This window comes from Thalassovita mediterranea (genome assembly GCA_019448215.1).
In the GTDB taxonomy this organism is placed as follows: Bacteria; Pseudomonadota; Alphaproteobacteria; order Caulobacterales; family Hyphomonadaceae; genus Henriciella.
Genome location: CP080408.1, coordinates 1069798 through 1095097 on the forward strand (window position 1 = coordinate 1069798; position 25300 = coordinate 1095097).

At 60.5% G+C, this 25300-nt stretch carries 27 protein-coding genes; 12 read left to right on the plus strand and 15 right to left on the minus strand.

Features of this window, described 5'->3' with window-relative positions; translation table 11 throughout:
• The gene (locus tag KUV46_05210; GenBank protein ID QYJ01793.1) at window positions 1–504 is read right to left on the minus strand and encodes a hypothetical protein; all 504 of its coding nucleotides are present in this window, start codon (window positions 502–504) and stop codon (window positions 1–3) included.
• A 58-nt stretch (window positions 505–562) separates the two neighbouring features.
• Entirely contained in the window at window positions 563–1219 is a 657-nt protein-coding gene (locus KUV46_05215) for a hypothetical protein (protein ID QYJ01794.1), read from the minus strand.
• Window positions 1220–1349: 130 nt separating this feature from the next.
• Here KUV46_05215 and KUV46_05220 point away from each other — a divergent pair, with 130 nt between their 5' ends.
• The gene (locus KUV46_05220; GenBank protein ID QYJ01795.1) at window positions 1350–1841 is read left to right on the plus strand and encodes a helix-turn-helix transcriptional regulator; all 492 of its coding nucleotides are present in this window, start codon (window positions 1350–1352) and stop codon (window positions 1839–1841) included.
• Between the two features lie 9 nt (window positions 1842–1850).
• Here KUV46_05220 and KUV46_05225 read toward each other — a convergent pair whose 3' ends face one another.
• The 3 genes from KUV46_05225 to KUV46_05235 form a co-directional block, all read right to left on the minus strand.
• Window positions 1851–3401 carry a pilus assembly protein gene (locus KUV46_05225; protein QYJ01796.1) on the minus strand — a complete coding sequence of 517 codons (1551 nt, stop codon included), beginning with the start codon at window positions 3399–3401 and terminating at the stop codon, window positions 1851–1853.
• A 111-nt stretch (window positions 3402–3512) separates the two neighbouring features.
• On the minus strand, window positions 3513–4058 hold the full coding sequence (locus tag KUV46_05230) for a DUF1465 family protein (protein ID QYJ01797.1): 546 nt from the start codon (window positions 4056–4058) through the stop codon (window positions 3513–3515).
• A 94-nt stretch (window positions 4059–4152) separates the two neighbouring features.
• Window positions 4153–4344: a DUF1192 domain-containing protein gene (locus KUV46_05235; protein ID QYJ01798.1), complete on the minus strand. Its 192-nt coding sequence runs from the start codon at window positions 4342–4344 to the stop codon at window positions 4153–4155.
• Window positions 4345–4472: 128 nt separating this feature from the next.
• Between KUV46_05235 and KUV46_05240 the strand changes: the two genes are divergently transcribed.
• The 3 genes from KUV46_05240 (at window position 4473) to KUV46_05250 (ending at window position 7244) form a co-directional block, all read left to right on the plus strand.
• Window positions 4473–5453, plus strand: a complete 981-nt coding sequence (locus KUV46_05240) for an NAD(P)H-quinone oxidoreductase (protein ID QYJ01799.1) — start codon at window positions 4473–4475, stop codon at window positions 5451–5453.
• Window positions 5454–5666: 213 nt separating this feature from the next.
• Window positions 5667–6479: a PAS domain-containing protein gene (locus tag KUV46_05245; GenBank protein QYJ01800.1), complete on the plus strand. Its 813-nt coding sequence runs from the start codon at window positions 5667–5669 to the stop codon at window positions 6477–6479.
• 57 nt (window positions 6480–6536) lie between these two features.
• On the plus strand, window positions 6537–7244 hold the full coding sequence (locus tag KUV46_05250) for a hypothetical protein (protein ID QYJ01801.1): 708 nt from the start codon (window positions 6537–6539) through the stop codon (window positions 7242–7244).
• A 12-nt stretch (window positions 7245–7256) separates the two neighbouring features.
• On the opposite strand, the gene KUV46_05255 is transcribed toward KUV46_05250, so the two are convergent.
• Window positions 7257–7532, minus strand: a complete 276-nt coding sequence (locus KUV46_05255; protein QYJ01802.1) for a DUF3892 domain-containing protein — start codon at window positions 7530–7532, stop codon at window positions 7257–7259.
• Window positions 7533–7534: 2 nt separating this feature from the next.
• Window positions 7535–8956 (minus strand): S41 family peptidase, encoded by a 1422-nt coding sequence (locus tag KUV46_05260; GenBank protein QYJ01803.1) that lies wholly within the window; start codon window positions 8954–8956, stop codon window positions 7535–7537.
• 208 nt (window positions 8957–9164) lie between these two features.
• On the opposite strand from KUV46_05260, the gene KUV46_05265 reads away from it, so the two are divergent.
• Entirely contained in the window at window positions 9165–9842 is a 678-nt protein-coding gene (locus tag KUV46_05265) for a DUF1013 domain-containing protein (GenBank protein ID QYJ01804.1), read from the plus strand.
• A 124-nt stretch (window positions 9843–9966) separates the two neighbouring features.
• Here the strand turns inward: KUV46_05265 and KUV46_05270 are convergent, their stop codons facing one another.
• Window positions 9967–10878, minus strand: coding sequence for a methyltransferase domain-containing protein (locus KUV46_05270; GenBank protein QYJ01805.1), 912 nt, complete (start codon window positions 10876–10878; stop codon window positions 9967–9969).
• Between KUV46_05270 and KUV46_05275 the strand changes: the two genes are divergently transcribed.
• The 4 genes from KUV46_05275 (at window position 10877) to KUV46_05290 (ending at window position 12799) form a co-directional block, all read left to right on the plus strand.
• Window positions 10877–11647, plus strand: a complete 771-nt coding sequence (locus tag KUV46_05275; protein ID QYJ01806.1) for a ComF family protein — start codon at window positions 10877–10879, stop codon at window positions 11645–11647. The two genes, KUV46_05270 and KUV46_05275, sit on opposite strands and share 2 nt — an antisense overlap.
• A 36-nt stretch (window positions 11648–11683) precedes the next feature.
• Window positions 11684–11944, plus strand: a complete 261-nt coding sequence (gene grxC / locus KUV46_05280) for a glutaredoxin 3 (GenBank protein QYJ01807.1) — start codon at window positions 11684–11686, stop codon at window positions 11942–11944.
• Window positions 11945–11957: 13 nt separating this feature from the next.
• Window positions 11958–12395 carry a DUF1178 family protein gene (locus KUV46_05285; GenBank protein ID QYJ01808.1) on the plus strand — a complete coding sequence of 146 codons (438 nt, stop codon included), beginning with the start codon at window positions 11958–11960 and terminating at the stop codon, window positions 12393–12395.
• A 101-nt stretch (window positions 12396–12496) separates the two neighbouring features.
• Complete coding sequence (locus KUV46_05290) at window positions 12497–12799, plus strand: aa3-type cytochrome c oxidase subunit IV (GenBank protein QYJ01809.1); 303 nt, start codon at window positions 12497–12499, stop codon at window positions 12797–12799.
• 7 nt (window positions 12800–12806) lie between these two features.
• Here KUV46_05290 and KUV46_05295 read toward each other — a convergent pair whose 3' ends face one another.
• The 5 genes from KUV46_05295 to KUV46_05315 all read right to left on the minus strand — a co-directional run bounded on the left by KUV46_05295 (window position 12807) and on the right by KUV46_05315 (window position 16905).
• Window positions 12807–13973 carry an epoxide hydrolase gene (locus tag KUV46_05295; protein QYJ01810.1) on the minus strand — a complete coding sequence of 389 codons (1167 nt, stop codon included), beginning with the start codon at window positions 13971–13973 and terminating at the stop codon, window positions 12807–12809.
• Between the two features lie 93 nt (window positions 13974–14066).
• Complete coding sequence (locus KUV46_05300) at window positions 14067–14237, minus strand: Flp family type IVb pilin (protein ID QYJ01811.1); 171 nt, start codon at window positions 14235–14237, stop codon at window positions 14067–14069.
• A 9-nt stretch (window positions 14238–14246) separates the two neighbouring features.
• Window positions 14247–14651 (minus strand): 8-oxo-dGTP diphosphatase MutT, encoded by a 405-nt coding sequence (mutT, locus tag KUV46_05305; GenBank protein QYJ01812.1) that lies wholly within the window; start codon window positions 14649–14651, stop codon window positions 14247–14249.
• A complete protein-coding gene (gene argJ, locus KUV46_05310) occupies window positions 14648–15898 on the minus strand; it encodes a bifunctional glutamate N-acetyltransferase/amino-acid acetyltransferase ArgJ (protein QYJ01813.1) in 1251 nt (416 codons plus the stop codon). The genes mutT and argJ overlap by 4 nt, the downstream gene beginning before the upstream one ends.
• Entirely contained in the window at window positions 15895–16905 is a 1011-nt protein-coding gene (locus KUV46_05315) for a peptidylprolyl isomerase (GenBank protein QYJ01814.1), read from the minus strand. The genes argJ and KUV46_05315 overlap by 4 nt, the downstream gene beginning before the upstream one ends.
• Before the next feature lie 190 nt (window positions 16906–17095).
• Here KUV46_05315 and secA point away from each other — a divergent pair, with 190 nt between their 5' ends.
• Complete coding sequence (gene secA, locus KUV46_05320; GenBank protein ID QYJ01815.1) at window positions 17096–19894, plus strand: preprotein translocase subunit SecA; 2799 nt, start codon at window positions 17096–17098, stop codon at window positions 19892–19894.
• A gap of 92 nt (window positions 19895–19986) precedes the next feature.
• Here the strand turns inward: secA and KUV46_05325 are convergent, their stop codons facing one another.
• Window positions 19987–21192, minus strand: a complete 1206-nt coding sequence (locus tag KUV46_05325) for a mechanosensitive ion channel (protein QYJ01816.1) — start codon at window positions 21190–21192, stop codon at window positions 19987–19989.
• A 59-nt stretch (window positions 21193–21251) separates the two neighbouring features.
• Window positions 21252–22163, minus strand: a complete 912-nt coding sequence (locus KUV46_05330) for a 1-acyl-sn-glycerol-3-phosphate acyltransferase (protein ID QYJ01817.1) — start codon at window positions 22161–22163, stop codon at window positions 21252–21254.
• Window positions 22164–22396: 233 nt separating this feature from the next.
• Here KUV46_05330 and KUV46_05335 point away from each other — a divergent pair, with 233 nt between their 5' ends.
• Both KUV46_05335 and KUV46_05340 read left to right on the plus strand, forming a co-directional pair.
• Window positions 22397–22840: a hypothetical protein gene (locus KUV46_05335; protein ID QYJ01818.1), complete on the plus strand. Its 444-nt coding sequence runs from the start codon at window positions 22397–22399 to the stop codon at window positions 22838–22840.
• 153 nt (window positions 22841–22993) lie between these two features.
• The gene (locus KUV46_05340) at window positions 22994–25279 is read left to right on the plus strand and encodes an EAL domain-containing protein (protein ID QYJ01819.1); all 2286 of its coding nucleotides are present in this window, start codon (window positions 22994–22996) and stop codon (window positions 25277–25279) included.
• Window positions 25280–25300: the final 21 nt, after the last annotated feature.

Here is a 25300-nt window from a genome sequence, read left to right on the forward strand (position 1 = left end):
CTAGAACACGCTCGCCCAGAAATCGGCGGACGTGTCGATCAGGCCCAGCGCATCCTGAATGACGACAATGTCGTGGCCGTCCATCATGGACGGGCGCACCGGCTGCGTGATTGCCAGATGTCGCACCAGCTTGGTGCAGGTGAACAGCCCTTCCGGCAGGGCCCGTGCGTCAAGGCTCAATCCCTTGGGCCTTGGGTGCATTACATCGTTTCGCGCCGCGATGACGCGCTCGATCGCCCGGTGCTCTTCAGGCCGCAGCGGCGCCGTATAGGGCTGATCGAGGAAGGCCGGGTCAGATACCCGCGCGACCAGTTCGCCCGGCCCCGGCATGGCAGGCAGTTCTGCGCCTGCCTCTGACAGCGCCATGACGCAGGCCTGCTGCACCATCAGCACCGCCCCGGTCACAAGCCATGGCAGCGACGTCTCTGTCTCAACGACGAGGATCGCATGTGTGGAGGTGAACTTCGCCGTATCGGCAAGCTGTCTCGAAAGCGGGTGGACCATGCGCCTAAACTAGGCCCGGGCGGCCAGTCTTGCCAGCCGCCCGGGAGATTATCTTGCCCTATTCGCCGGCAGGCTCAGCCTCGGCCACTTCGGTCTGCTGGAAGGCAACATCGACAATCCAGCCCCATGAGCCGCCGCGCGATTCCGGAGACCGGAAGAACGCCTTCCGCAGCATGATCGGATACATGTAGAAATCGGCCGTCTCGCTCCGCTCAATGTCGCTGGCGCGCTCATAGATGAAGGTCTGGGCTTCCTCGCCCTTGCCGCCGCTATCTTCCCGCGCTGTCCAACCTTCAGGCAGGCAGCTATCGAGGGTCGCCTTGGCTTCATCGAACGCGGCCTGCGCATTCGGCATCTCTTCCTCGAAGCGAAGGCTGCTGGCCTCGAAAATGGTACAGCGGAAAACGTGACTGTCCGGATCCCCGTCATTCCAGCCGCCCAGTTTCCCGTGCTTGCACGTATAGCCCCATGGCTTCAGCGCGGTGACTAGGTCACCCGGAAAGCCTTCGCCCTCTGCAGCTTCCTGCGACAGCCCCTTGAACGGAATGTCCGCTTCCATGCTGATCGCCAGTGCCTCGACCGCCTCACACGCGGTCATCGCCGCCTGATCCTCAACCGAAACAGGCGCCCCCGCGCCCGGTATCTCGCTATTTCCACCGCTTGCCCCACAGCCAGCCAGAATAAGGGCGCTCAGCCCCATAGTCATACGCATCATATGTGTCCCCTTGGTGCGCTCTACTGAAGGGGCGGAAATGTCCATGATTTCAGCCCATTGGCAAGCCCTGCAGCCAATGGCGACGGGCGCATACCAGCAATGAGCGCCAAGTTCGCTTCTCAGGCTGGATTTGTCTGACGAACTCATGCAGGCTTTCGCCACCATGATCCCATTGTCGCGCAAATCGCCAGTCCCGCCCTCGCAGTGCAACCTTGCGCGCGCCATCGAACTCATCGGTGACCGCTGGACCCTGCTCATCCTTCGCTCGGCGCTTTATGGTGTGCGACGGTTTGACGATTTCCAGGAAGAGCTGGGCACCCCCCGAACAGTTCTCTCCAGCCGCCTCAATGACCTTGTCGATGCAGGCCTGCTCGACAAGAAGCCCTATAAGCTCAAGGGGCGCCGTGCGCGGTCTGAATATGTGCTGACGGACAAGGGCGAAGCGCTTCGCCCGGTCCTGATTGGCCTGACCCAGTGGGGCGACGCCTGGCTTGGCGCAGGCGGACAGCCACCGATCAGCTTCACTGATTCTGAAAGCCGCGATGCCGTTCGCCTCGCCTTCGTCTCCGGCGCTGGCCGCGAAGTCGCCCTCGACGATCTTCGCGTCGTGATCCGCCGCTAGGCGTCCGGCCTACTTCGCCAGATAAAGCTGCAGCACATCGTCTGCGATCCGGCTGAACGCTTCGCCCAGCTGCGCGGCATCCGGGACATCCATGTAATGCTCAGGTGAGGTCGCACACTTGCTCAGCACCCCGTCGGAGCGCTCATCGGTCAGCTCCAGACGGACGGTATAGATCACCACCCCTGCGGCTTTCGCATTCGAGCAGGCTTCCAGCGTCCGCTTGTCCATCTCTGTCCAGATCTGCGCCTGCGATGGCCGCGACGGCACACCCATGCGCCCATTCGCGGCATAGCCATAGGCCGAATAGTCGCTGCCCCGCATGTCAGAGCGCGCACTGATATGATTGTTACCGTCACTCAGGAGCACGATGACCTTATCGACACTGCGGTCATTATACGCCCCGCCCTCGGTGAAAGGCGCCTCGGGCGACAGGACACGCCAGCCCCAGGCCACGCCCTCAGTCATGTTCGTGCTGCCTTCAGCCTGCAGCTTGTCGATCTCACTCTTGATGAAGGCCGCATTCTCGGTCAGCGGCACGATCGGGCGCGGCGCGCAGTTGAAGCCCGGACCGATCGGCGTGTTGACGTCGGAATAGAAACGGTAAGTCCGTTTCAGGTCGGGCGCCCGCCCGCGTATATCGCCATTGTTCAGCCCGTTTGTCGAAGCCCTGAGGATCGCGACACCGTACTTCGACACATCGCTGATCAGATTCATGGGATTCCACGACCAGCCACTATCCTCGAGATAGTCATTTGCATAATTGCGGCGGTCATCAGGCTCGTCCGGATAGAAGCTCGGCGTGAACAGCGTTTCGGGATTGCGCCGCTCCGGCAGCGTGTCATTCACATCGAGCGGATATTCACGCGCCTCGACGCAGCCCGGCCAGACTTCGCCAAGTGCCTCGTACAGCGCAACGCGGCTCGTGCGCGGCAGAAGGTTGGTCGCACTCACATCAGAGCGCCCATCCTGGTCGATCCAGTCTTCGCCAAACTTGTCAGGCCCGACATTCACCCAGGTCGTAAACGGCACAAGCGCAAAGCGGCGGCTGGATGTCTTGCTGGTCGCTGCGTCGATCTTGTCGACCAGCAGCTTCGCGGCCGCGCGCAGCTGGACAATCTTTTCACCCTGCATCGAGCCCGTCGTGTCGAGCGCCATGGCAATCTCGAACTTGCGCTCGCTGTGGCGCACTTGCGAAACACGGCTCACATCGAGCTTTGTCACCCCCGCAAGGCCGAGCAGCGTGGTTTCGATATCGCCATCAACCGTCGCGGTAATATCGTCGCCATCCTGCACGATCTGGAAGTCGTGAATGGACACGCCGCGGCCCTGCATCTGCTCATCGAAAATCTGACGCGCCTCGAGTTTCAAGGCTTCGATATCCCGCTCGCCGAGGTCATGCGCAACATGCAGAAGGGCTGCATCGAGCGCAGCCTGCGTTTCCACCGACGCCGTGCGATGGCGCGTCATATCAATCGCGCCGCCAGCAATCGCCAGCAGCGGGATGACACAGATCGCAAAGATCATAGCGGTATTACCGCGTTGGTCGGACCAAAAGCGCATCAGCCAATCTCCATTGGCGTTTTGTGTAGCGCCCCCAAGTCAAAATCTGGTTCGCGAGATAGATGAAATTTCAAATGGATGGGTAAAAAAGCCGAGCGTATTCAGGCGGCTCTAGCGGGTGTTGCCCCAGATCTTGAGCGGGTCGAACGCGCCCTGCTGGGCGGCAGCCTTCAACGCTTCAATCTGCCGGTTCACCGGCCCCTCATGGGCCTCTGTGCCTGACTGGTAGATCGCCTCATCAAGGCGGCAGATGCGATTGAAGAGGGCTTCGGAATTCTCCACGAGGTCAAGAAACGCATCCGGCAGGCCAAGTCCGCGCTGTTCGGAGGCGTCGAGTGCAGGTGCTTCCCGGCGCAGGCGATACTTTGGCGACAGCGCATCCTCGCGCGACATGTCGCCGTCGCGCACAGCCCGCTGCATGACCAGCCAGCTTGCTGCCTGCATCAGGCGCGCCGTCAGCTCCATGCTCCACGCGGCATAGGTTAGGCCCGCCTCGCGCGGCAGCTTGCGCGACATGTCGCGGCCCGGCCCGTCCAGATAGCTCGCCGTCTTTTCAACAAGCGCCATGCCTTCTGCGAAAACCTTGTCGAAGACACGCCCGGACGTGAAGTCCGGCTGCATCTCGTCGAGCGTTCTTTGACTGGAAACGGCAGCCATATTTCCCCTCAGCACAGTCCGCAAAAATTCATCAGGCTCAATCGCAAGGTCTAGGACCCGAGACCTTTAAAGGGTCTTAAGATCGGGTGGCGAGCTAGGACTTGAAAATACTGTCCGCCGCCGATTTGTGCGCCTCTTTCTTGGCAATTTCAGCCTCGCATGCCTCGATATCCGCCTTCAGCGCCTCGATCCGCGCCTTCAGCGCCTCGATCCGCGCCTTCAGCTCATCGACAGACAATCTTTCCAGATCGACCTTGGCGGGACGCGGTGTGTCCTCTTCAAACATTGATCGGGCCTCCTCAGACGCTTACCTCTCCCCCTCAAGGCAAGGACAGACGCGCGCCGAAATCAAGCCTCAATCGAGAAGACCCGGCGCGAGACACAGTTAATCGAGACACCAGACAGGACGTAAACATGACCGACCGGATGCAGGCTATCGTGGCAAAAGAAGGCGAACCACTGAAACTGGCAGAGGTCGACCGGCCAGAAATCGGCCCGCACGATGTCCTCGTGAAGGTTGCCGCTGCAGGCCTCAACCGCGCTGACCTTGTCCAGCGCGCTGGTAAGTATCCACCGCCGCCCGGCGCATCACAGATCATGGGCCTTGAATGCGCGGGGACCATTGTCGCCCTCGGCGAAAAGGTCACCCGCTGGAAGGAAGGCGACCGCGTCTGCGCCCTGCTCGCAGGTGGCGGCTATGCAGATTTCTGCGCCGTCGATGAAGGCTCGCTCCTGCCTGTGCCGGAAAACCTGACCCTGACCGAAGCCGCCGCCCTGCCAGAGGCCATGATGACGGTCTACGCCAACATCTTCATGCGTTCGGCCTTCAAGGCGGGCGAGAACGTCCTCATTCACGGCGGCACGTCCGGCATCGGCTCCATGGCGCTGCAAATGCTGAAAGAGGCTGGCGCAGGCACCGTCTGGACGACGGCCGGCTCTGACGAAAAATGCGAAGCCGCCACCGAGCTCGGCGCCACTCGCGCCATCAACTACAAGACCGAGGATTTCGAGAAGGTCGTCAAGGATGGCGGCGGCGCCGATGTGATCCTCGACATGGTTGGCGGCGACTATGTGCAGAAAAACATCTCTGTCGCCCGCGTGAACGGCCGCATCTGCAATATCGCCTATCTCAATGGCTCAAAAGTAGAGCTGGACCTCATCTATCTGATGATGAAACGCCTGATCCTGACGGGTACGACCCTGCGCGCCCGCTCTGCAGAGGAAAAGGCTGAAATCCGGGCGGCCATTGAAGATCAGTTCTGGCCAAAGGTTGCGAGCGGGGCTATCAAGCCTGTGATCGAGAAGGTATACCCGGCCAGCGAAGCCGAAGCAGCCCAGGCACATATGGCCGATGGCGGCCATATCGGTAAATTGCTTCTCGAATTTGGCGGATAAAACGCCAGAACCTTCAATTATGAACCAAATACTGACCGCAACGGGCAATGACGTCTATCGTACACGCTATAAGTGTGCGATGGTGTAACCAGTCGCGAGGCAACAACATTCACCCGCCTTCAGCGACCGGAGCCTTTTATGGCACAGCGGATTAACGAGCACGGGAGCACGCTCCTACAACGAGAGACCGATTTCCGGACACGGGCGGACTCCATGCCGCGACTGGCATGGATCGCTGACGGAAGCGGCTCGATCTACTGGTACAACCGGCACTGGTTCGATTACACCGGCACCACGCTTGAAGAGATGTCCGGCTGGGGCTGGCAAGCCGTCCACCACCCTGATCATGTCGACCGCGTCGTCACACGTATCAAAGCCTGCTTTGACACAGGCGAGCCGTGGGAAGACCTCTTTCCCCTGCGCGGAAAGGATGGTGGCTATCGCTGGTTCCTGTCCGAGGCCCAGCCCCTGTTTGATGAGAACGGCAAGGTCCGTTTCTGGTTCGGCACCAATATGGATGTCACCGAACAGATCTCCGACGCTGTCAGCTCGGTCACTGACCAACCGCCTGAAGACCTTCTGCACCGCATAGAGATAAAGCCTGGCGCGACCATCGCGATAGAGCTGACCGGACAGAATCAGAACGTTGTTGGTGAGCGCCCTGCCCGTCAGACCATCCTGATACTTGAGGACGAGCCGATGACCGCGCTCGACCTTGAGATGCGCCTCAGCGATGCGGGCTACAACATCATGGGCCCCGCAATGACCATCGCTGGCGCTGAAAGAGAGATCGAGCATGCACTGCCAGACATCGCGCTCCTCGACTCCAATCTTGGTGGACGCAAATCCTATGGCCTCGCAGAGCGTCTGATAAAGGCCGGCGTCCCGGTCGTCTTTTGCACGGGCTATGAAGAGCTTGAAGACCTGCCAGAACGGCTACAAAACTGCCCTGTCGTGTCGAAGCCGTTCAAGGACAGCGTCCTTATGGAATCGATTTCAGCGGCCGCAACCCGCCCCAACGCCTAGACGGGCTCAAGGGCAGTCGGCCAACCTGTTCAGGCATTGTCGTTCCGGGAGCTTCTGATGAAGCATAGTGACGGACTTGAAAATCTCGCTTCCAGATTGAGCCGCGCCTACGGCGATAATTGCACGCTTGTTGTCGGGCTGACCGGCTCGGTCGCCTCCGGCAAATCCACGCTCGCCGCCGCCCTTTGCGAGCTTCTCGCCGCTCATCACAGCGTTGAAAACGTCTCGACGGACGGCTTTCTCTGCCCGAATGCAGAACTTGAAGCCCGCGGCCTGATGATGCGCAAGGGCTTTCCGGAGAGCTATGACAATCTGGCGATGCGTACGGCGATCGCCCGCGTCAGGGTGCTGCCAGCGGTCTTCCCGGTCCATAGCCATGAAATCTATGACATAGACCCGGCGCTTGCCCGCACGATTAGTCCGCCGGACATATTGATCCTCGAAGGGCTCGGCTTTGAGCCGCCATCTGGCGAAGAGCGCCGCGCAGGTGAGCCGGACGTCCTTATCTATCTCGACGCTGAAACCGCCCATATCGAAGCCTGGTTCCTCGACCGGTTCATGCGCTTCTGGCACGCGGCCGCCGATGATCCGACATCATTCTACCAGCGTTTTCGCGGCATGACCGAAGACGAAGCCCGCGCCTTCGCCCGCACGGAGGTCTGGCAGAAAATCAACCTCCCCAACCTCGAAAACCACATCCTCCCGCTGCGCGAGCATGCCGACATCGTGCTCAGGAAAGATGCTGAGCACAGGCTGGTCGCCTGACCGGTTCGCCGCTCAGGATTCGCAGACCGGGAGGTTGAGCAGGTCATCGCACCAGGCGTCGCCGCGCTTTGCCCGAAGGTGCTTGCGACGCGATCCCTGCTCGATCTCGATCTTCACGCGGCCTCCATCTTCGCCAGCCATATAGAACTCATTCGTCCCGGATTCGATCGTGCGCATGGCTTGGCTAGTTGGCATAAGCCAGCCCCCGCCCGCGGGACCACCAACATGGCTGATATGAGTGTGAGCGACAGTCTCGCCCCTGAAGCGCACACAAGTGATCTTGATCACGCTCAGCCTGCCTCATTCCCGGCAAGCGCCAGCACGGCGCGCCTGTGGCCCTCAACTGGCTCATCAAGCGGAAAGACCTCCAGCTCCACTTCCGGTGGGATGCCGGTTTCTTCAAAGCTCTGGCCATCTGGCGCGGCGATCACCTCATTGGAAAGCTCAATGATCCAGCCATTCGGCAAAGGCTTGGAATGGACGGTGGAGAAGCTCCCGCGCGTCGTCTTGCCATAATGGGTGACGTTCGGTAGCTGGCGCAGCGCCAGGGCGGCGATCTCACCGCCGCTCACCGTGACATCACTCGTCAGCAGTTTCACCGGGCCAGTATAGGTGACGCCATCTGCCCGCTCGATCTGGCGCATGCGCGTCGGGACGTCAGTCCCCGGCACATAGGTCTGGTAGCCATTGAAAGCGTCATCAGAAAAGCGCGATGCCACGCGCCGCGAAATCGCATCATAGCCGCCGCGATTATTCGACAGGTCCAGAATGACGAACTCAGCGTCTGCCATCGCCGACAGCGCCTCATCCATGACAGCGTCAAAGGCATCGAACTCCGCCTGCCTGAAGGCAGGGTCGCTGATCTCGACACCGCTGAAACCGCCCATCTGCAGGATCTGGATATAACCTACGCGGCCATTATCGATCGTGCCCCACAGGATGCGGTCATTCGCCGTGTGCTGCGCGCCCTCATCCAGTACGTCCTGCTGCAGCCCGACGAAGATACCGATCAGCCATTCGGTCTCGCGGCCAGCCTCACGAAGGAATGGCAGCGTTTCGCCAAGCCCGTCCTGCTGGCGCCGCTTCTCACCTTCTACCTCTCCGATCAGCTTGGTGTGGGAATCGCTGAAGCCATCGATCAGGCCTGCCAGCGTGTCGAACAGGGCCGCCGCGCTCATATCCGCGGTGACATTGCCCCGCTCCGCCTCTACGCGGGCCTGCCAGTCGATGCCGCGCACATCGAAAAAGGCATAGTGCTCACCAACCAGTTCGGCGGCGTAATTGAACACTGTCAGCGGGTCATCACCCGTCCCCGCCTCGCAGGCCGCCGGCAGCGCATCGATCCTGTCCGTCCAGATTTCGGTGTCTTCCGGCAAAAGCTGCAGGATGAGATGCTCGCCGCTCGGATGGTCGCGGTAGATCGAATAGTCGAGGGCCAGCGTTTCGGTCATCGATTTCGACGCTTCAGGCGTCTCGAAGCAATAGCTCTCGGTGATCTGGTACTGGCGAACCGTGCCATCGCTGATATCGAACACCCAGCCATAGCCGCGCGAACGCCAGATACCCGTCACCGTATCGGGAAGCGCCTCGCCTGCGATCATCTGCTGCGGCGGCGCGAAATCATCGCGCGTTAGCGGTGTCTCGTCTGTCGGCGTGGACCCGCACGACGCAGCAAACAGCACGCTTGCCAGTAAACCTGTCATCCGAAGCATGGCATCCCCTCGATCTGCCGCTCGCCGATAGGCTGAGGGTGCCGAAGGGTCAAGCTGACAAAGCCCACTACAAACCCTGCCTTCCCAAGGGCGCGGCTTCGTCCTATACTTGAGGCTGTTAGGAACTTTCCCGTTCTGGAACCCTGACCGCCCGGCCCGAAAGGCCGGGCGGCTGCGTTTCTGGGACCAGCATGATGGAGCCCCGAAAATGGCCGATATTCTGATGCCGAAGGCAACCGCCGTCTGGCTGATCGACAATACCACGCTGTCGTTCGAGCAGGTCGCTGACTTCTGCGGTCTTCACAAGCTCGAAGTCAAAGGCATCGCCGATGGTGACGTCGCTGAGAATATGCGCGGCGTCGATCCAATCTCGGGCGGTGAGCTCACCCGCGATGAAATCCGCAAGGGCGAGGAAAACCCAGACTATCGCCTGAAAAAGGCTGAATCGAAGATCGCGCACATCCCGCAGCCAAAGCGCAAGGGCGCGCGCTACACGCCGGTTGCCCGCCGCCAGGACAAGCCGGACGCCATCGCCTGGTTCATCCGCAACCACCCGGAAGTCTCCGACGCGCAGATCTCCAAGCTGATCGGCACCACAAAAGCCACGATCACCAATGTGCGCGACAAGACGCACTGGAACTCACAGAACATCAAACCAGTCGACCCGGTGACCCTTGGCCTCTGCTCGCAGATCGAGCTCGACGAAGTCGTCAACAAGGCCGTCGACCGCCGCAAGAAGATGGAAGCGCAAGCTGGCCTCGACACGGACGGCCCGGGCCTTCGCCCCGCTGAAGACGCCGACGCCGCCAGCCAGGCCGTCGATACCGACTCCGGTAATGACGACGAGCCAAACGCCGACGACATCTTCTCGAACTTCAAGGGCTAGTCAGTAGTCAGGCCCTTAATCGTCGAAAAATGGAAAGGCGCCCTGACATTTCGGGGCGCCTTTTTCTATACCGTCAGAAAACACCGCCAGTGCACCGTCACTGCACCGTGAAAACACCGAAAACCTATTCCTCCGTCCCCCGCACTTTCCGCACGGCATCCGCCATGGAATGGCGCGCGCTTCCGGGCCGCAGGGGCTTGGGCTGACTCTCGGCCGGGGCCCAGCCTGACAGCCAGACGACGTTGAATGTCGCCCTCAATCGGCCATCCGGATCAGCGAATCGTTCAGCGTAAATCTCTGCCATTCGTGCCAGAATACGCCGTGACAATGGCCTTCGGGGGCTCTTCTCATTGGCCGCAAAAGCCGCCTGCTCGCCCATCCCCTTGAGGTCCCGCATCAGCGCAAACGGGTCATCATAACGAACCGTCACCGGCTCCACATCGACGACTGGCAGGGCAAATCCAGCCCGCTGCATCAGGCCCGCCATGTCCTGGAGCCCTGGCAGCGGCGAGATTCTGGGCGCCGCACCGCCCGTGATTTCGGCCTCGGCTTCCAGAAATGACGTCCGCAATTCGGCCAGAGTGCCTGCCCCGAACAGGCAGCCAAGGAACAGCCCATCCGGCTTCAGCGCCCGTCTGATCTGGATCAGCGCGCCCGGCAGGTCATTGACCCAGTGGAGAGAAAGCACGGAGGTAACAAGGTCATAGGCGGCCTCATCGGCGCCCACCTGTTCCTCATCCATCTCGCGCATGTCGAGCCCGCGTTCAGCTCCAAGCGCACGAAACGCCGGCGACAGCTCCCCGGCCTCGACAGCGCCGACCTGGCCATGCCCGGCCAGCATCAGTGCCAACGTGCCATCATGGCTGCCAAGGTCGAGCACGCGTTCAAACTGCCGGCTCACATCTTCCAGCCTTTCAATGAGATGACTCGACTCTCGCGCTTTGAGAAACGCATAGTCGCTATAATGATGGGCCGCCCGGTCGCGATTGCGCCGGTGAAGCGCCCGATTGAAAAGCTTGGGTGGAGCTGGTGACATGGGCCTCGATATGCACCTTGTGCGGCAGAGGGCAAAGGGCGGACTGCGCGCGGCAGCGCATTTCGTCTGGCCATCACGCTCGCTTGTCTCCGGCCAGCATCATGGCGGCGAGGGGCTTATTGCGCCTGAAGACTTCGCCCAGCTGACCTTTCTCGGGGCCAGCGGTTGCCGCCAGTGCGCCCTGCCGCTCGAAAGCGACCTTGGTGAGGCAAGCCTTTGCGGCAAGTGCGCGGCCAAGCCGCCCCGCTGGGACGCCGCCCGTGCTGCGCTCGCCTATGACGATGTCTCGCGCAAGCTGGTGCTCGATCTCAAACATGCAGGCCGCCGTGACGGTCTTTCGACCTTTGCGAACTGGATGACGCTGGCTGCCCGTGAGCTTCTCGATGAAGCTGATCTCATCGTGCCGGTGCCGCTCCATTATCGGCGACTGGTACATCGCGGCTTCAACCAGTCCGGCTGGCTGGCACAGGCCCTGTCACAGCGCTCAGGCGTGCCTTCAAAGGTTGATGCGCTGGTGCGCCGCAAGCCAACACCAAGTCAGGGTGGGCTGTCTGCAGGCGAGCGTTGGCGCAATGTCCGCGCCGCATTTGAAGTGCGCCCTGCCCATCTGCCGCTGATCGAGGGCAAGCGCGTCATTCTGGTCGATGACGTGTTCACGACCGGTGCCACACTGTCGGCATGCAGCCGTGCCCTGAGGCGTGCAGGCGCGTCTCATATCTCGCTTGTAGTGCTGGCGCGCGTTGTCAGGCCGTCGGACGTGACCATATAAGACCCATACTGACTGCAATCGACGAGGATTTTTCCTATGTCCGCTGTGACGATCTACACACGTGCCTTCTGCCCGTTCTGCACCCGCGCGGTGTCGCTGCTGAAGCAGAAAGGCGTCGACTTTAACGAGATCGATGCCGGCATGGACCCGGACAAGAAGCAGGAGATGATCCAGCGCTCCAATGGCGGCCGGACCTTCCCCCAGATCTTTATCGGCGAGGAACATATTGGCGGCTGCGACGAGATGATGGCGCTTGAACGCTCCGGCAAGCTCGACAAGAAGCTCGCTGCGCTCTGAAAGCACGCCGCCCATGATCCGCTACGCACTTGAATGCAGGGATTGCGAGGCCGGTTTTGACGGCTGGTTCGCCTCTTCCGAAGGGTTCGACGCCCAGTCGGAGAAGGGCCTGATCGACTGCCCGAATTGCGGCGGTCACAATATCCGCAAACAGGTCATGGCCCCGTCTGTGCGCCCATCGGAGAAATCAGGCGCGAGCGACCCCGAAAAAGTCTTTGGCAAGCTGGCGGCCCATGCACGTCAGCACATTGCGGACAATTACGACTATGTTGGCGACGGTTTCGCCGAGGAAGCCCGCTCCATGTATTATGGCGAGCGCGAGCATAAGCCGATCTGGGGTGAAACCACCGCTGAGGAGCGCGAAAGCCTGAAAGAGGAAGGCGTCCCGGCTGCGCCCCTACCGCCCGCTTTCGTGCCGCCCAGGAAAACCGAAAAGACGAAGCTGAACTGAAACGCGGGGCCCTGCGCTGCAGCTGCGACCGCCTGACTTCTTGACCATCGGCCCGGCGTAGATAAAACCCGTTACAGAAGGCCCATGAACGGAGTTGATCAATGGCGTCCAGCGAATACACCCGCGGCGAAATGGAAATCGAAGCGCAATCGAAAATGTATTCGGGCTTCATGAAAGCCAGCATGTGGGGTGCCCTCATCCTGCTGCTCGCCGTTGGCTACATGGTTTTCACCCTGTCGGTCGGCATGAACTGGCTCGTCGCGCTGATCCTCTGCGCCGGCGCAGGCATTGCGATCGGCGTCGGCATGAGCCTTGGCGGCGCCTGGATTGCAACCGTGATTGGCCTTGCCGGCCTCGCACTGGTCGTCCAGCTGCTGATCACCCTCTTCTCGATGGCGATGTAGGCAACGCCTAGCTGACTGTCCGGGCCCACGCCCTCACATCCTCGACATACAGGTCCGGCACTTCCATCGCTGCGAAGTGACCGCCTTCCTTCATGTCTGACCAATAGGCGACATTGTAGATCCGCTCGCACCAGCTGCGCGGCGGCGTCCTGTAGATTGTTTCTCCCGGATAATCTGCGATCCCCGTCGGCACATTGACCTTCTGGTCTGGTTTCAGCTGCGCGCCGCCTTCAAGGAACAGTGCGGCGTAGTACCAGACCGATGTCGCGATCGCGTCATTCACCAGATAGATCATCACATTGGTCAGGAGCTGGTCGCGCGAGTAGATATCGGTGAGCTTGCCCCGGCTGCGGTCACTCCAGCCGTGAAACTTCTCCAGTATCCAGGCTGCGGTGCCCATCGGGCTGTCCATCAGCGCCATGGCCAGCGTCTGCGGCTTGGTCGCCTGTTCCATCAGATAGGCGCCCTCGGCCTGCATGGCTGCCTGCGAAGCGGCAACCCATGTCTTCTCTTCATCGGTGCGCGGGGTCCGGTCGGCTGGCTGATGGCCGATCATGTTGAGGTGGATCGCCTTGCAGCCACCGCCGCTATCGACGCCATGATTGAGGCCAAGTAGCGAGGTCACCAGCCCGCCCCAGTCACCGCCCTGCGCCAGATAGGTGTCATATCCAAGACGCTCACGCATCAGCGTGTCCCACATCTTCGCCGTCGCCTGCTGGCCCGTTGGCGCAGCCGGTTTGCCCGAAAAGCCATAGCCGGGCAGTGACGGGATCACGAGGTCGAAGGCATCCTCGGCCTTACCGCCATGTTTCGATGGATAGGCCAGCGGACCGATAGCGTCGTAGAACTCATAGACTGACCCCGGCCAGCCATGCGTCAGCAGGAGGGGGCGCTTGCCGCCAGCCTCGCCCACCACATGCAGGAAGTGGATGTCGAGGCCATCGATCTCTGTCGTAAATTGCGGCCAGGCATTGAGCGTCTTCTCCGCCGCGCGCCAGTCATACTGCTCCAGCCAGTAGGCCTGTATGTCTTTCAGGAAGGCGGTCGACATGCCGAACGCCCACTCATCACCGATGGAGGGGGCGGGAAACCAGCGATAGGCTTCGACCCGTGCCCGAATGCGCGCGAGCACGTCATCGGGCACATTTACGGTGAAAGGGGTGACCTTGCTCATGGCGGATCTCCTGCTGGTATCTCGTCAGTCAGGATGAAGCGCGCACAGCGCGTGAGGGTCAAGGCTCACATGGGGGCAGCTGCCCCGGAAATACTAGGCAGAGAAGCCGTTCTCGACCTCGTTGAAATGGTCTGAGGTCTTGGTGCCGACCGTTGTCAGCGCGGTGATGAGCAGGATGGTCATCAGACCGAGAAGAAGGCCATATTCGACGGCACTGGCGCCTTCGATATCGGACTTCAGCTTCTTCACTGGCTTAATGAACATGAAGTCCTCTCAAAACCGACGGGCAAGCTCCTCAAACAGAGGAATATCGGCAGGCGGAGCATCATAGTCACCCAGCTCTGCCGGGCGCACCCAGGCAATCTGTTGTCCTTCGAGCCCGGCAAGTTCGCCTTGCCAGACCCGCACCTCGTAAAGTGGCATCAAAAGGTGAAAATCAGGATAACCAAAACTTGCAAAAGTGATCGGTTTGAGCGCCGAGGGTTCAACACTGATCTGGAGCTCTTCTTTCAGCTCCCGGCAAAGCGCCTCTTCAGGCCGCTCACCTGGCTCCAGCTTGCCGCCCGGAAATTCCCAGAGGCCCGCCATGGATTTCCCTTCCGGGCGCTGGGCGAGAAGGATTTCACCTTGCCTATTAAAGATCGCCGCAGCGACCACGAGCAGCACCTTGCCGCTCATGTCCGGTAGGCGCCGTTAATGTCGACATAGCCGTGCGTGAGATCGCAGGTCCACACAGTCCAGGACGCATCACCGGCGGCGACATCCACCTTGATAGAGATATGGTCGCCCGCAAAGTGCCCGCTCGCCACGGCTTCGTCATAACCCGGCGCGCGCATGCCGCCATCGGCAACCAGATGGTCGCCAAACCAGATCTGCATCTGGTCTTTCTTGATGGGTTCCAGCGACTTGCCGACCGCCATGACGATGCGGCCCCAGTTTGCGTCACCCGCCGCAATCGCGGTCTTGATGAGCGGCGAATTGGCGATGTGCATGCCAATCGTCTTGGCAGAGCTTTGCGAAACGGCGTTCTCGACGCAGATCTCGACGAATTTCGACGCGCCCTCGCCATCCTTCACCAGCTGGTGAGCAAGATCACGGAAGACATCCATCAGCGCCGTACGGAAACCGGCAAGGCGTGGGTCGCTGGCCTCCTCGATCATCGGCGCACCGGACGCGCCGGTCGCAAACAGCATGCAGGTGTCAGACGTCGACGTGTCGCCGTCCACGGTGACGGAGTTCAGCGTCGGATCGACCGTCTCACGCAGCAGCTGGTCAAGCAGCGCAGGCGCGATGGCCGCATCGGTAAAGACATAACAGAGCATGGTCGCCATGTTCGGCATGATCATGCCGGAGCCCTTGAGGATGCCGGAGATGGCAACAGGCGTCCCGTCAATCTCTGTGGTCGCCCCGGCGCCCTTCGGATAGGTGTCCGTCGTCATGAAGGCGCGCGCGCACGCCTCCCAGTCTGCCGGGCCAAGCTTGCCATGAAGCTCAGGCAGCATTTCGCCAACGAAGTTCGGATCGGCCAGCGGCTCCCCGATCACGCCCGTCGCGGCCAGGAAGCAGGCCTCTTTGGGCACGCCCAGCGTCTTCGTCATCGCTGCGAGCGTCGCTTCATTCTTGAGCTTGCCCGCCTTGCCGGTGAAGGCATTGGAGTTGCCGGAGTTTGCGACGACCGCCCGGCCATGCCCGCCGCACGCCTTCAGCGCCTCGCGGCACCATTCAACATCTGCCGACGCCGTCAGCGAACGTGTGAACACACCTGCCGCCGACGTGCCTTCCGGCATCAGGAAGAGGAAGACATCATCGCGCTGTATGCCCCGGCGTGCATAGAAGCCGCGCGACGCCGTCGCGGCCTGTACGCCTTTGACCTCTGGAAGCTTCGGAAAAGCCTCAGGCGCAAATGGTGATGGGGTGAGCTTCACTCTACAGTCTCCATATCGTCCTCGCCTGCCGGCGCGAGACCGTTCTCTTCCATATCGCCTTCGCTGCCTTCGATGCCGATTTCATCCTCGTCACCAAAGCCGGTTTCGCCTGCTGCGGCTTCCCCTGCCTCTTCGGCAAGGTCTCGCGCAATCATGCCGCCTTCGCGCTCTTCAATGTCAGCATTGGCGCGCAGGGTCTGCAGGATCTGGCTGATCTGCGTGAAGGTGAGGTAGGTCACGATTTCAGGGCGCATCTCCTCACGCGTCTTCGGCGGTCGGGTGCGGCGCTGCTCCACCTTCAGGATGTGCCAGCCCTGCTCGGACTGGAATGGCTCTGACATCTCACCTGCAGGCGTATCGGCGATCACCGCCGGGAACGGATCGACCATTTCATTCGGGGACACCCAGCCAAACGAGCCGCCATCGAGTCGGGTGCGGGTATCTTCTGAGAATTCGAACGCCAGCGCCGTGAAGTCTTCGCCTGCGCGCGCTTTCTCAAGAACCGTCTCGGCTTCTTCCTGTGTCGCCAGCAGGATGTGGCGGATGCGCACCTCATCGTCGAGCTGCTGCAGGCGCACCTGCTCTTCATACATCCGGTCGATGGCTTCCTCATTCACCTGCGTGGCGACAAGGTCTTCCATGAGGAAATTGCCGAGCAGGCGCTCACGCGCGGTTTCCAGACGGCGCTGGGCGGCGGGGGTACGGTCGAGGCCGCGGCGTACCGCTTCCTGCGCGAGAAGACGCTGATCGATCAGCTGGTCGAGGACAAGCTGGTAATCTTCATGCTCAGGCCCAAAGGAGTCGCCCGGTTCGATCCGGCCCTGGGCGACCGCTTCAAGCTCGACATCGGAGAGGTAGATCGGGTCGCCATTTACCCTTGCGGCAGCTGACGCATCAAAGCCGACAGGCCGCCTGACGCCATTTTCCGGGTCAGTCTCGTTACACGCTGTCAGCACGAGGCCGAGAGCAAGCGCGAGTGCGGGGATGGAGAACCGGTGCCTATGCATGCCTAAGTCCTTGTGTTCGTGCTACAGCCGTCCGCATTGACACTATTTGGCGGCGTTCTTAAGTCTCCCGCGGGGACTGGTCGAGAGGTTTAGTCACCCGTGGCGCGCTCACCTCGCGTGCCCCTCCTGCACATGGTTTCTGGTCAGGAGGCATCCTTCAAGTCAACAGCGCAGATTGGTGCTTGTTTCCATGCTCTCCCTTGCCCGCAAAATGTTCGGCTCCGCCAACGACAGAAAGATCAAGCCGATGCGCAAGAGCGTCGAGCGGATCAATGCTCTGGAGCCGCAAATGCAGGCGCTCTCCGACGAGGAGCTGAAAGCCAAGACTGCCGCTTTCCGCGAGCGCCTCGACAAGGGCGAAACACTGGACGACCTTCTGGAAGAAGCCTTCGCCGTCGTGCGTGAGGGATCTGTCCGCGCGCTCGGTATGCGCCACTTCGACGTGCAGCTGATCGGCGGCATGGTGCTTCACAAGGGCGCCATTGCAGAGATGCGCACCGGTGAGGGCAAGACGCTGGTGGCAACGCTCGCCGTCTATCTCAACGCGCTCGCCGGCAAGGGCGTGCACGTCATCACCGTCAACGACTACCTCGCCAGCCGCGACGCGGAATGGATGGGCAAGCTCTACGGCTTCCTTGGCATGACGACCGGCACCATTGTGCATGGCCTCAATGATGGTGAGCGCAAGGCGGCTTATGCCTGCGACATCACTTATGGCACGAACAATGAGTTCGGCTTCGACTATCTGCGCGACAATATGAAATACTCCCTCGACCAGATGGCTCAGCGCGGTCACGCCTATGCCATCGTCGATGAGGTCGACTCCATCCTGATCGACGAAGCGCGCACCCCGCTGATCATTTCCGGCCCGACTGACGACCGCTCAGAGCTTTACCGCACCATCAACGACCTCATCCCGAAGCTGAACGACGAGACCGATATCGAGCTCGACGAGAAGCAGCGCTCTGTCATCTTCACCGAAGAAGGCATGGAGAAGATGGAGCGCATGCTGGAAGAGTCCGGCATGCTGGAAGGCAATCTCTGGGACCCGCAGAACGTCTCCATCGTCCACCATTCGAACCAGGCCCTGCGCGCCCACAAGCTGTTCCACCGTGACAAGCAATACCTGATGAAAGACGGCCAGGTCATGCTGGTCGACGAGTTCACGGGCCGCATGATGGAAGGCCGCCGCCTTTCTGAAGGCCTGCACCAGGCCATCGAGGCCAAGGAAGGCGTCGACATCAAGCCAGAGAACCAGACTCTGGCGTCCATCACCTTCCAGAACTATTTCCGCCTCTACAACAAGCTCGCCGGCATGACCGGTACGGCCATCACCGAAGCGGCCGAGTTTGCAGACATCTACAAGCTGGAAGTCTTCCAGCTGCCGACCAACAAGCCGATCCAGCGTATTGATGATGATGACGTCGTCTACCGGGTTGCCTCCGCGAAATATCAGGAGATCGTCAAGGAAGTGCGCGACGCCCGGTCCAAGGGCCAGCCAATCCTGCTCGGTACCGCCTCGATCGAGAAGTCCGAGATCATCTCCACCCTGCTCACGCAGGCCAAGATCCCGCACAAGGTGCTGAACGCACGCCACCACGAGCAGGAAGCCGAAATCATCGCCGATGCTGGTCTTCCGGGCGCCGTGACGGTCGCCACCAACATGGCTGGCCGCGGTACTGACATCCAGCTTGGCGGCAACCTCGAAATGCGTCTCTGGAAGGCCGTTGACGCGTTCAAGGAAAAGCATGGCCGGGATCCTTCCCGTGAGGAAGAAGAAGCCATGGAAGCCGAGATCAAGACCGAGATCCAGGCTGGCAAGAAAGAGGCCCTCGATGCAGGCGGCCTCTTCGTTCTCGGTACAGAGCGCCACGAAAGCCGCCGGATCGATAACCAGCTGCGCGGCCGGACGGGCCGTCAGGGTGACCCGGGTAAATCGAAATTCTTTATCTCCGTCGAAGACGACCTCATGCGTGTCTTTGCGGCTGACCGCCTGAACTCGATCATGAAGAGCCTCGGCATCAAGGAAGATGAGGGCATCACACACCCGTGGATGAACAAGGCGATCGAGACTTCGCAGAAGAAGATCGAGGAACGCAACTTCGAGATCCGTAAGAACGTCCTTAAATATGACGACGTCATCAATGATCAGCGCAAGGCCATCTTCGAGCAGCGCCGCGAGTTCATGAATGCCGAACAGGTCACTGAAGAAGTGACCGACATGCGCCACGACATCATCGATGAATGGGTCGAAGAGGCGATGCCGGAGAAGGCATTCGCTGAGCAGTGGGACGTTGAAGGCCTCACTGAAACGCTGAAGAATGAGCTCGGCCTCGACCTGCCGATTGCCGAATGGGCGTCTGAAGAAGGCGTCGCGAATGCCGAGATCGCCGAGCGTGTCCGCAAGGCGTCCGACGAAGCCTTCGAGCAGAAGGTGAAGCTCGCTGGCGCCGAACAGATCCGCAATGTCGAGAAACAGGTCCTGCTCCAGGTCCTCGACAGCAAGTGGCGCAACCACCTGCAGCAGATCGACCAGCTGCGTTCGGTCATTCACCTGCGCTCCTACGGCCAGCGCGACCCGCTGAACGAGTTCAAGGAAGAAGCCTTCAAGCTCTTCAACGAACTGCTGAGCACGCTGCGCCACGAAGTGACGCGCATCCTGATGAATATCCGCATCACGCCGCCATCGGACGAGGCACAGCGTGCTGCAGCCCGCGCGCGCGACGAGGAAGCGCTCGCAGCCGCTCGCGCCTCCATCCTGTCACGTGAAAATCTGCGCGAAACGCACCTCAACCCTGATACCGGCGACAATGAAATGACGCCTGACGTGGTTGAAGGCCCGAACGATCCGCATGACGGCCCGCCATTGCACCAGGCAGAGGATGACTGGTCGCAGACCCCGCGGAACGCGGCGTGCCCATGCGGCTCTGGCAAGAAGTACAAGCACTGCCACGGCTCACTCAGCCCGGCAGGTACGCAGCGCGCTTAAGACGCGCTTTCAGCTTCACAGTTCAGACGAACAACGAAAAAGGCCGCCCCGAATGGAGCGGCCTTTGTCTTTTGGGTGAGGCAGCTTGCGCCTTATGGAGTGCCGTCCTTACGGCTCCACTTTTCGAGCTGCTTGGCGAACCAGTCGCGGCCGCCCCAGCCAAAGCCGATGCCACACGCAATGGCGAGACCGATGGCCGCGCCCATGACGAGCATCTCGGCTACGTTCAGCACGAACTCGCCGCCCGTTGGGTCCAGCTCCATGCGCGAGATACCAAGGATGGTCGCGAGGATGATGATGGCCCACTTCATGACCTTTGCGACTGTGTCGCTCTCACCGTCACCGGAGGATGCCATGGCACCGCTCACAATGCGGGCGATGACGACGCCGGCAAAGATGATGATCGCGCCGAAGACGATCGATGCGGCCAGATCAAGCACCGTATAGGTCGCATTGGTCAGGACATCGAACTCAAGCGCGCGCATTGCCTGCACAAGGCCGAGAAGCACGATGAAGAACAGTGCGCCCTTGGCGATCACGTTCGACGCCGTGAGGCCCTTGTCGGCACTCTTAAGGATACCAAGCTCAGCCACCGCACTGTCGACACCAAAGTTTGGCAACGTGCGCAGGATGAGGTTGTGCACGAAGCGGCCAATGATGACGAAGACGGTCAGCAGGATCGCGGCAATGAGTATGTTCGGAATCGCGCCGATAATCTCATTCAGCATCGCCGTTGCCGGAACGGAGATCGCATCAATCGCCAGCACGTCGAACGCAGCAATCGCGCCGAGAATACCAACGATGGCGGCGAGCACTGTCGCAGTTACGCCAGAGATATTGACCGGACCGTCAGCCAAGCCAAGGCGCTGTGGCACGGGGTCAGCAAAGACAAAAACGGCTTTCACGGTCTTCTGGACCACATTGGCCACAATGATGAAGACGATGAAGATCAGGATCGCGCCAAAGATGTTCGGCAGATAGTTGAGCACGTCGCTCAGCATGCCGTTCAGCGGTTGGACGATCTGCGTCAGTTCAAGCCGGGTCAGCGCCTGGATGACACCAATCAGCATGATGATCCAGAAGGCCGCTATGCCAAGACTGTCGCCTAGCGACTTGGTTGCCTTGCCGTCAGGATCAGCCTGGCCCTTGCCAAAGCCGGTCTTGTTGACCGCCGTGGAGATCGCCCATTTGAAAAGGAGGCCAATAATATAGGCCCCGATCAGGATAAGCAGGGCAAAGAGCACTTTCGGCCCGTAGTCCTGCACCTGAGTAACTGTATTATTCCAGAATTCTTCCATGTTCAGCCCTTTCGCTTTTTACGAATGCCAACCCCGATGAAGAGTTGTGGCATGCGCCTTCAACTAGGGCTGAGGACTTCAGTTCCAAATTCAGCGTCTGGTTTCTCGCCGAGCGTGTAGGAGACATGGTGCTTCAGCGCTTCGGTGACCTGCCCCGCATCACCCATCAGCGAATAGGTCGGGATCGGCTTGCCAAAGGTAAGCTCGAAGCGGGCGCGCTTCTTGTTGAGGAGTTCGTGGAACAGCGTGATGTCGCGTAGCTCACCATTGATCTGGCTGAGGCGGTAGAAGAGTTTCGAGTTCTCGGCTTTTACATTCAGCGGCACGATGGGGGCGCCCTGTTTGCGGGCAAGGCTCACCACAGTGGGGAACCAGGCCTGCTCGGTCAGCACACCGTCAATCTTCTTGGCGAGCTTGCCGGAGGGAAAGATAACCACGCACTTTTCCGCCTCGAAAGCTTCTGAAGCGCGTTTGAGCGTTTCGCGTGTCTTGGCGGGGCTGCGCTTGTCGGCGACCCATTCAATCGGGATGATCGCATCCTGAAAGCGCGGATTGACCCGGATGGCGTCCGCATTTGCAAAGAACACCACATCCTTGCGCCGCTGGATCAGCGCGTCCCACACCGCGACGCCATCGGCGAGACCGGTGGGATGGTTCGCAGCAACGACACAGCGGCCGCGCTCCGGCAGGCGGTCCAGGTGATGCACGTCCAGCTGAACGTCGAGCTCGCTCGCGAGATAGTCAAACGAATCGCGCCCATTCAGCGTCATGAGCTTGTCCGCCATTTCGCGCGCCCGTGCATAGCCGAGCATCTTGTAGAGCACCCGCCGCGTTAACGGCCAGGACCAGTGCGACACGAAACTCGGACAGCGTTCGGCAATCAGCGTGTCGACAATATGTTGATCGCTTTCCTCAATGTTGCTGAGGAAAGCTGAACCTTTTTCTGCTTCGTTTACAGTGCCATCCGGCATTTTAGGTCCCTTGCTGACGCGCGGAATACGCTGAATCCCCTACCAGCACTGAGTCTATCATAGAAATTCGTCCGCATGCGATCTTCTCGTGCGGTAACCAGATAGATGAAGCCGTAAACACTTCGGCAAGGTTCGCTTTACCAAGCAGAAACGCATGGATGTCAAAGTGCCTCACATTGAGGGAGAACGCGGCGTTCAGCGCCCGAAGCGTTCGGCACACAGGGTAGAGCTTTATGAAAGTATTGTGGATCGAGGATCACGAGCCGGTGCGCGACATGCTGGCTGTGGCTGCAGACAAGGCAGCCCGGGCACGCGTTCAGGTGGACCTCGTTCTTGCCCACACCCTCATGGAAGCAGAACGCCGCCTTCGCCTTGAGCGCTTTGACCTTGTCATCACTGAACTGACCCTGCCTGACAGCTATGATGGCGACATGACGATTGCCCGTCTCGCCAATATGGGCTCTCACCGTATCGCCGTGGCGTCTGCCAATCCTGATCGCGACACCATCGTGGAAACCGCGCTTCGCTGCGGTTGCAACATCGCGAAGGCCCCGATCTTCAAGGCCAGCCTGCCCTATAACCGCTTCATCCAGCGACCAGAGGCGATGCTTGATTTCTTCTTCGAGCAGATGCCAGCCCCGGACAGCAAGGCGACCGGCCGCATCGTCGCTGCCTGATCGCGCGGGGCCGCTCCGCCCACACACTCGGTTAATTTCAAGACTGAATTTCGCTCTGCGCCTTCACCTAAATTTTCCAACTCACTTTTAAATTGAGTCAAAGACAACCCGCTAGAGCGATCCGATCATCTGCAGCCTTAGAAAGAGGACCCGATGCAGAGCGAGGCCAAAAGCGCCGAACCGAAACGCAAGCCTGACGGCCAGCCCGGCTGGTCTTTCGCCCATCTGCGTGACAGTCAGATACAGCAATTGCTGGTCCTGTTTTGCGCGACCTCCATTCTCCTGACGATGGCTTTCGTCATTGGCTCCATGGCACTGTCGGGAAATTATCCTCTTGGTGTCATGGCCATTGTGGATGGCGCGACGGTTCTCGGCCTGGTCAGCGCGATCGTTCTCGCGCTTTGGCGAAAGTCACCCAGGCTACAGATCCTTCTGGTCTGCATGAGCATCCCCGCCAATTTGATCGCTGAAATCATGCTTCAAGGGGCTGGCGCGTGGCCGGCCCTCTTCCTGATCGGTCTTAGCCCCTTCATGCTGGGCCTGCTGGCGCCACTTTGGCTGACATCTCTCTACACGATAGGGCTCATAGGTTTTTACAGTATCTATCTCGCCGGTTTGCCGGGCGAAGCGGTGACCTTTGCTGGACATGACGAGACCTATCTCACCGCAATCGCATTGAGCGTCATCGGCGTTGGAAGCGCGCTCGCTGCGATCCTTCCAAGGAAAGTCACAGGCGCCGCATTTGCCTCACTCGACAAGGCCGCCAGGCAGGAAAGCACGCTCAAGAAACGCTTTGCTGACTACGCAACGCTCGCTTCAGACTGGCATCTCGAAATTGATGAGTTCGGCACCGTGACCGACTTTTTCGGACCGGGTCATGCAGCGGGCTGCAATTGGCGAACGCTTTTCTACGACTGGGAAGAGCAGGCCCACGTCTTCAATGAAGCGCTCAAGACCCGGACGGCTTACGAGAACATCCGGGCGAACATGCGCGTCGGTACACTCTCGCGGCGGGTCGAAGTTACCGGTCAGCCGATCTTCCATCCCGATGGCGGGTTTGCCGGCTACCGCGTCATTGCGCACGACATCACCGACAAGGCAGAAGCCGAAGAGAAGCTGAAAGTCCTCGCCATGTGCGACAGGCTGACGGGGCTCAAGAACCGCCACGCCTTCAACGAGTCGGTCGAGGCCCGCCTGTCCCAGACCGACGGACAGGAGACGGCGGTCATCTGCATCGACCTCGACAATTTCAAGAACCTCAATGACCGCCAGGGCCATGAGTGCGGGGACGCCGCGCTCGCCGAGCTCGGCCGCCGGTTTCACGAATTTGAAGAAGCCATTCCAGGCCTCGAAGTTTTCCGGCTGGGCGGTGACGAGTTCTGCGCCCTTCTGAGCACGCAATGGGATCCTCAGCGTATCCACTGGTTGGCCGAGCAGTTCGCCGAAGCCGTCTTCCGTCCAATCAGGATGGATGATCGCGTTATCGATATGGCCGCATCCATCGGGGCGGCCTGCACCGGCCCGAACAAGACGCTCGCCAATGCACTCGAGAGGGCCGACGCAGCCGTCTATGAGGCCAAGTCGCTTGGCGGCGGGCAGTGCATCCTCTGCGCAGGTGAAATTGAAGTCCGGCTGGAGCGTCGCCTTGCCATCCGGCGCGATCTTGCTGGCGCCATCGCAAATGGCGACATCCGGATGCATTACCAGCCGATCTTTGACGTTCGCAGCGGCGCGCTGAGCGGCGTCGAGGCCCTCGCCCGCTGGAACCACCCGGTCTATGGCGCGATCGCCCCGGACGAGTTCATCACCATAGCAGAGAGCAGCCGCTCCATCGTATCGCTTGGCCAGTACACGCTGCGCCGCTCATGTATCGAAGCGCTCGACTGGATGACCACACATGGCGCGTCGATCCAGCTCAATGTAAACATCTCCCCCATGGAGATCATGAGCGACGGGTTCATTGACTCCCTGCTCTCCATCCTCACCGAAACCGGCTTTCCGGCGGAGCTTCTGGAGCTGGAGATCACCGAACGCGGCATGTTCGAGGATGTCGAAGTGTCCCGCGCCCGGCTGAACACGATCCGCGAACATGGCGTCGGCATCTCGCTCGATGATTTCGGCACGGGCTACTCATCGCTCAGCCGTCTGGAGTCGCTGCCTGTCGACCGGATCAAGGTCGACCGCTCCTTCCTGACGCAGGCCGTTGAAAGCCGCCGCGCACAACAGCTTCTTGCCCTCATGTCCGGCATTGGCGGCATTATGGATGTCGACATCGTCGCCGAAGGAATCGAGACCGAAGACCAGCTCCGCCTCGTCCGGCTGGCAGGTTTCAACAAGGTGCAGGGCTACCTTCTGGGCCGCCCGGCCCCAATCGAAAACCTCGACGCAAGCGACCTGCAACCTGAGCAAAACGCACCAGATCTGCGCCAGAGCGCCTGAGACCAGGCCCGCACGCAGGGC

Bases quoted from the DNA above. Each gene is read 5' to 3' on its own strand.
- KUV46_05210 (QYJ01793.1), bottom strand. From the start codon at position 504: ATGGTCCACCCGCTTTCGAGACAGCTTGCCGATACGGCGAAGTTCACC.
- KUV46_05215 (QYJ01794.1), bottom strand. From the start codon at position 1,219: ATGATGCGTATGACTATGGGGCTGAGCGCCCTTATTCTGGCTGGCTGT.
- KUV46_05225 (QYJ01796.1), bottom strand. From the start codon at position 3,401: ATGCGCTTTTGGTCCGACCAACGCGGTAATACCGCTATGATCTTTGCG.
- KUV46_05230 (QYJ01797.1), bottom strand. From the start codon at position 4,058: ATGGCTGCCGTTTCCAGTCAAAGAACGCTCGACGAGATGCAGCCGGAC.
- KUV46_05235 (QYJ01798.1), bottom strand. From the start codon at position 4,344: ATGTTTGAAGAGGACACACCGCGTCCCGCCAAGGTCGATCTGGAAAGA.
- KUV46_05240 (QYJ01799.1), top strand. From the start codon at position 4,473: ATGACCGACCGGATGCAGGCTATCGTGGCAAAAGAAGGCGAACCACTG.
- KUV46_05245 (QYJ01800.1), top strand. From the start codon at position 5,667: ATGCCGCGACTGGCATGGATCGCTGACGGAAGCGGCTCGATCTACTGG.
- KUV46_05250 (QYJ01801.1), top strand. From the start codon at position 6,537: ATGAAGCATAGTGACGGACTTGAAAATCTCGCTTCCAGATTGAGCCGC.
- KUV46_05260 (QYJ01803.1), bottom strand. From the start codon at position 8,956: ATGCTTCGGATGACAGGTTTACTGGCAAGCGTGCTGTTTGCTGCGTCG.
- KUV46_05265 (QYJ01804.1), top strand. From the start codon at position 9,165: ATGGCCGATATTCTGATGCCGAAGGCAACCGCCGTCTGGCTGATCGAC.
- KUV46_05275 (QYJ01806.1), top strand. From the start codon at position 10,877: ATGGGCCTCGATATGCACCTTGTGCGGCAGAGGGCAAAGGGCGGACTG.
- KUV46_05270 (QYJ01805.1), bottom strand. From the start codon at position 10,878: ATGTCACCAGCTCCACCCAAGCTTTTCAATCGGGCGCTTCACCGGCGC.
- grxC (QYJ01807.1), top strand. From the start codon at position 11,684: ATGTCCGCTGTGACGATCTACACACGTGCCTTCTGCCCGTTCTGCACC.
- KUV46_05285 (QYJ01808.1), top strand. From the start codon at position 11,958: ATGATCCGCTACGCACTTGAATGCAGGGATTGCGAGGCCGGTTTTGAC.
- KUV46_05290 (QYJ01809.1), top strand. From the start codon at position 12,497: ATGGCGTCCAGCGAATACACCCGCGGCGAAATGGAAATCGAAGCGCAA.
- KUV46_05295 (QYJ01810.1), bottom strand. From the start codon at position 13,973: ATGAGCAAGGTCACCCCTTTCACCGTAAATGTGCCCGATGACGTGCTC.
- KUV46_05300 (QYJ01811.1), bottom strand. From the start codon at position 14,237: ATGTTCATTAAGCCAGTGAAGAAGCTGAAGTCCGATATCGAAGGCGCC.
- mutT (QYJ01812.1), bottom strand. From the start codon at position 14,651: ATGAGCGGCAAGGTGCTGCTCGTGGTCGCTGCGGCGATCTTTAATAGG.
- KUV46_05315 (QYJ01814.1), bottom strand. From the start codon at position 16,905: ATGCATAGGCACCGGTTCTCCATCCCCGCACTCGCGCTTGCTCTCGGC.
- secA (QYJ01815.1), top strand. From the start codon at position 17,096: ATGCTCTCCCTTGCCCGCAAAATGTTCGGCTCCGCCAACGACAGAAAG.
- KUV46_05325 (QYJ01816.1), bottom strand. From the start codon at position 21,192: ATGGAAGAATTCTGGAATAATACAGTTACTCAGGTGCAGGACTACGGG.
- KUV46_05330 (QYJ01817.1), bottom strand. From the start codon at position 22,163: ATGCCGGATGGCACTGTAAACGAAGCAGAAAAAGGTTCAGCTTTCCTC.
- KUV46_05335 (QYJ01818.1), top strand. From the start codon at position 22,397: ATGAAAGTATTGTGGATCGAGGATCACGAGCCGGTGCGCGACATGCTG.
- KUV46_05340 (QYJ01819.1), top strand. From the start codon at position 22,994: ATGCAGAGCGAGGCCAAAAGCGCCGAACCGAAACGCAAGCCTGACGGC.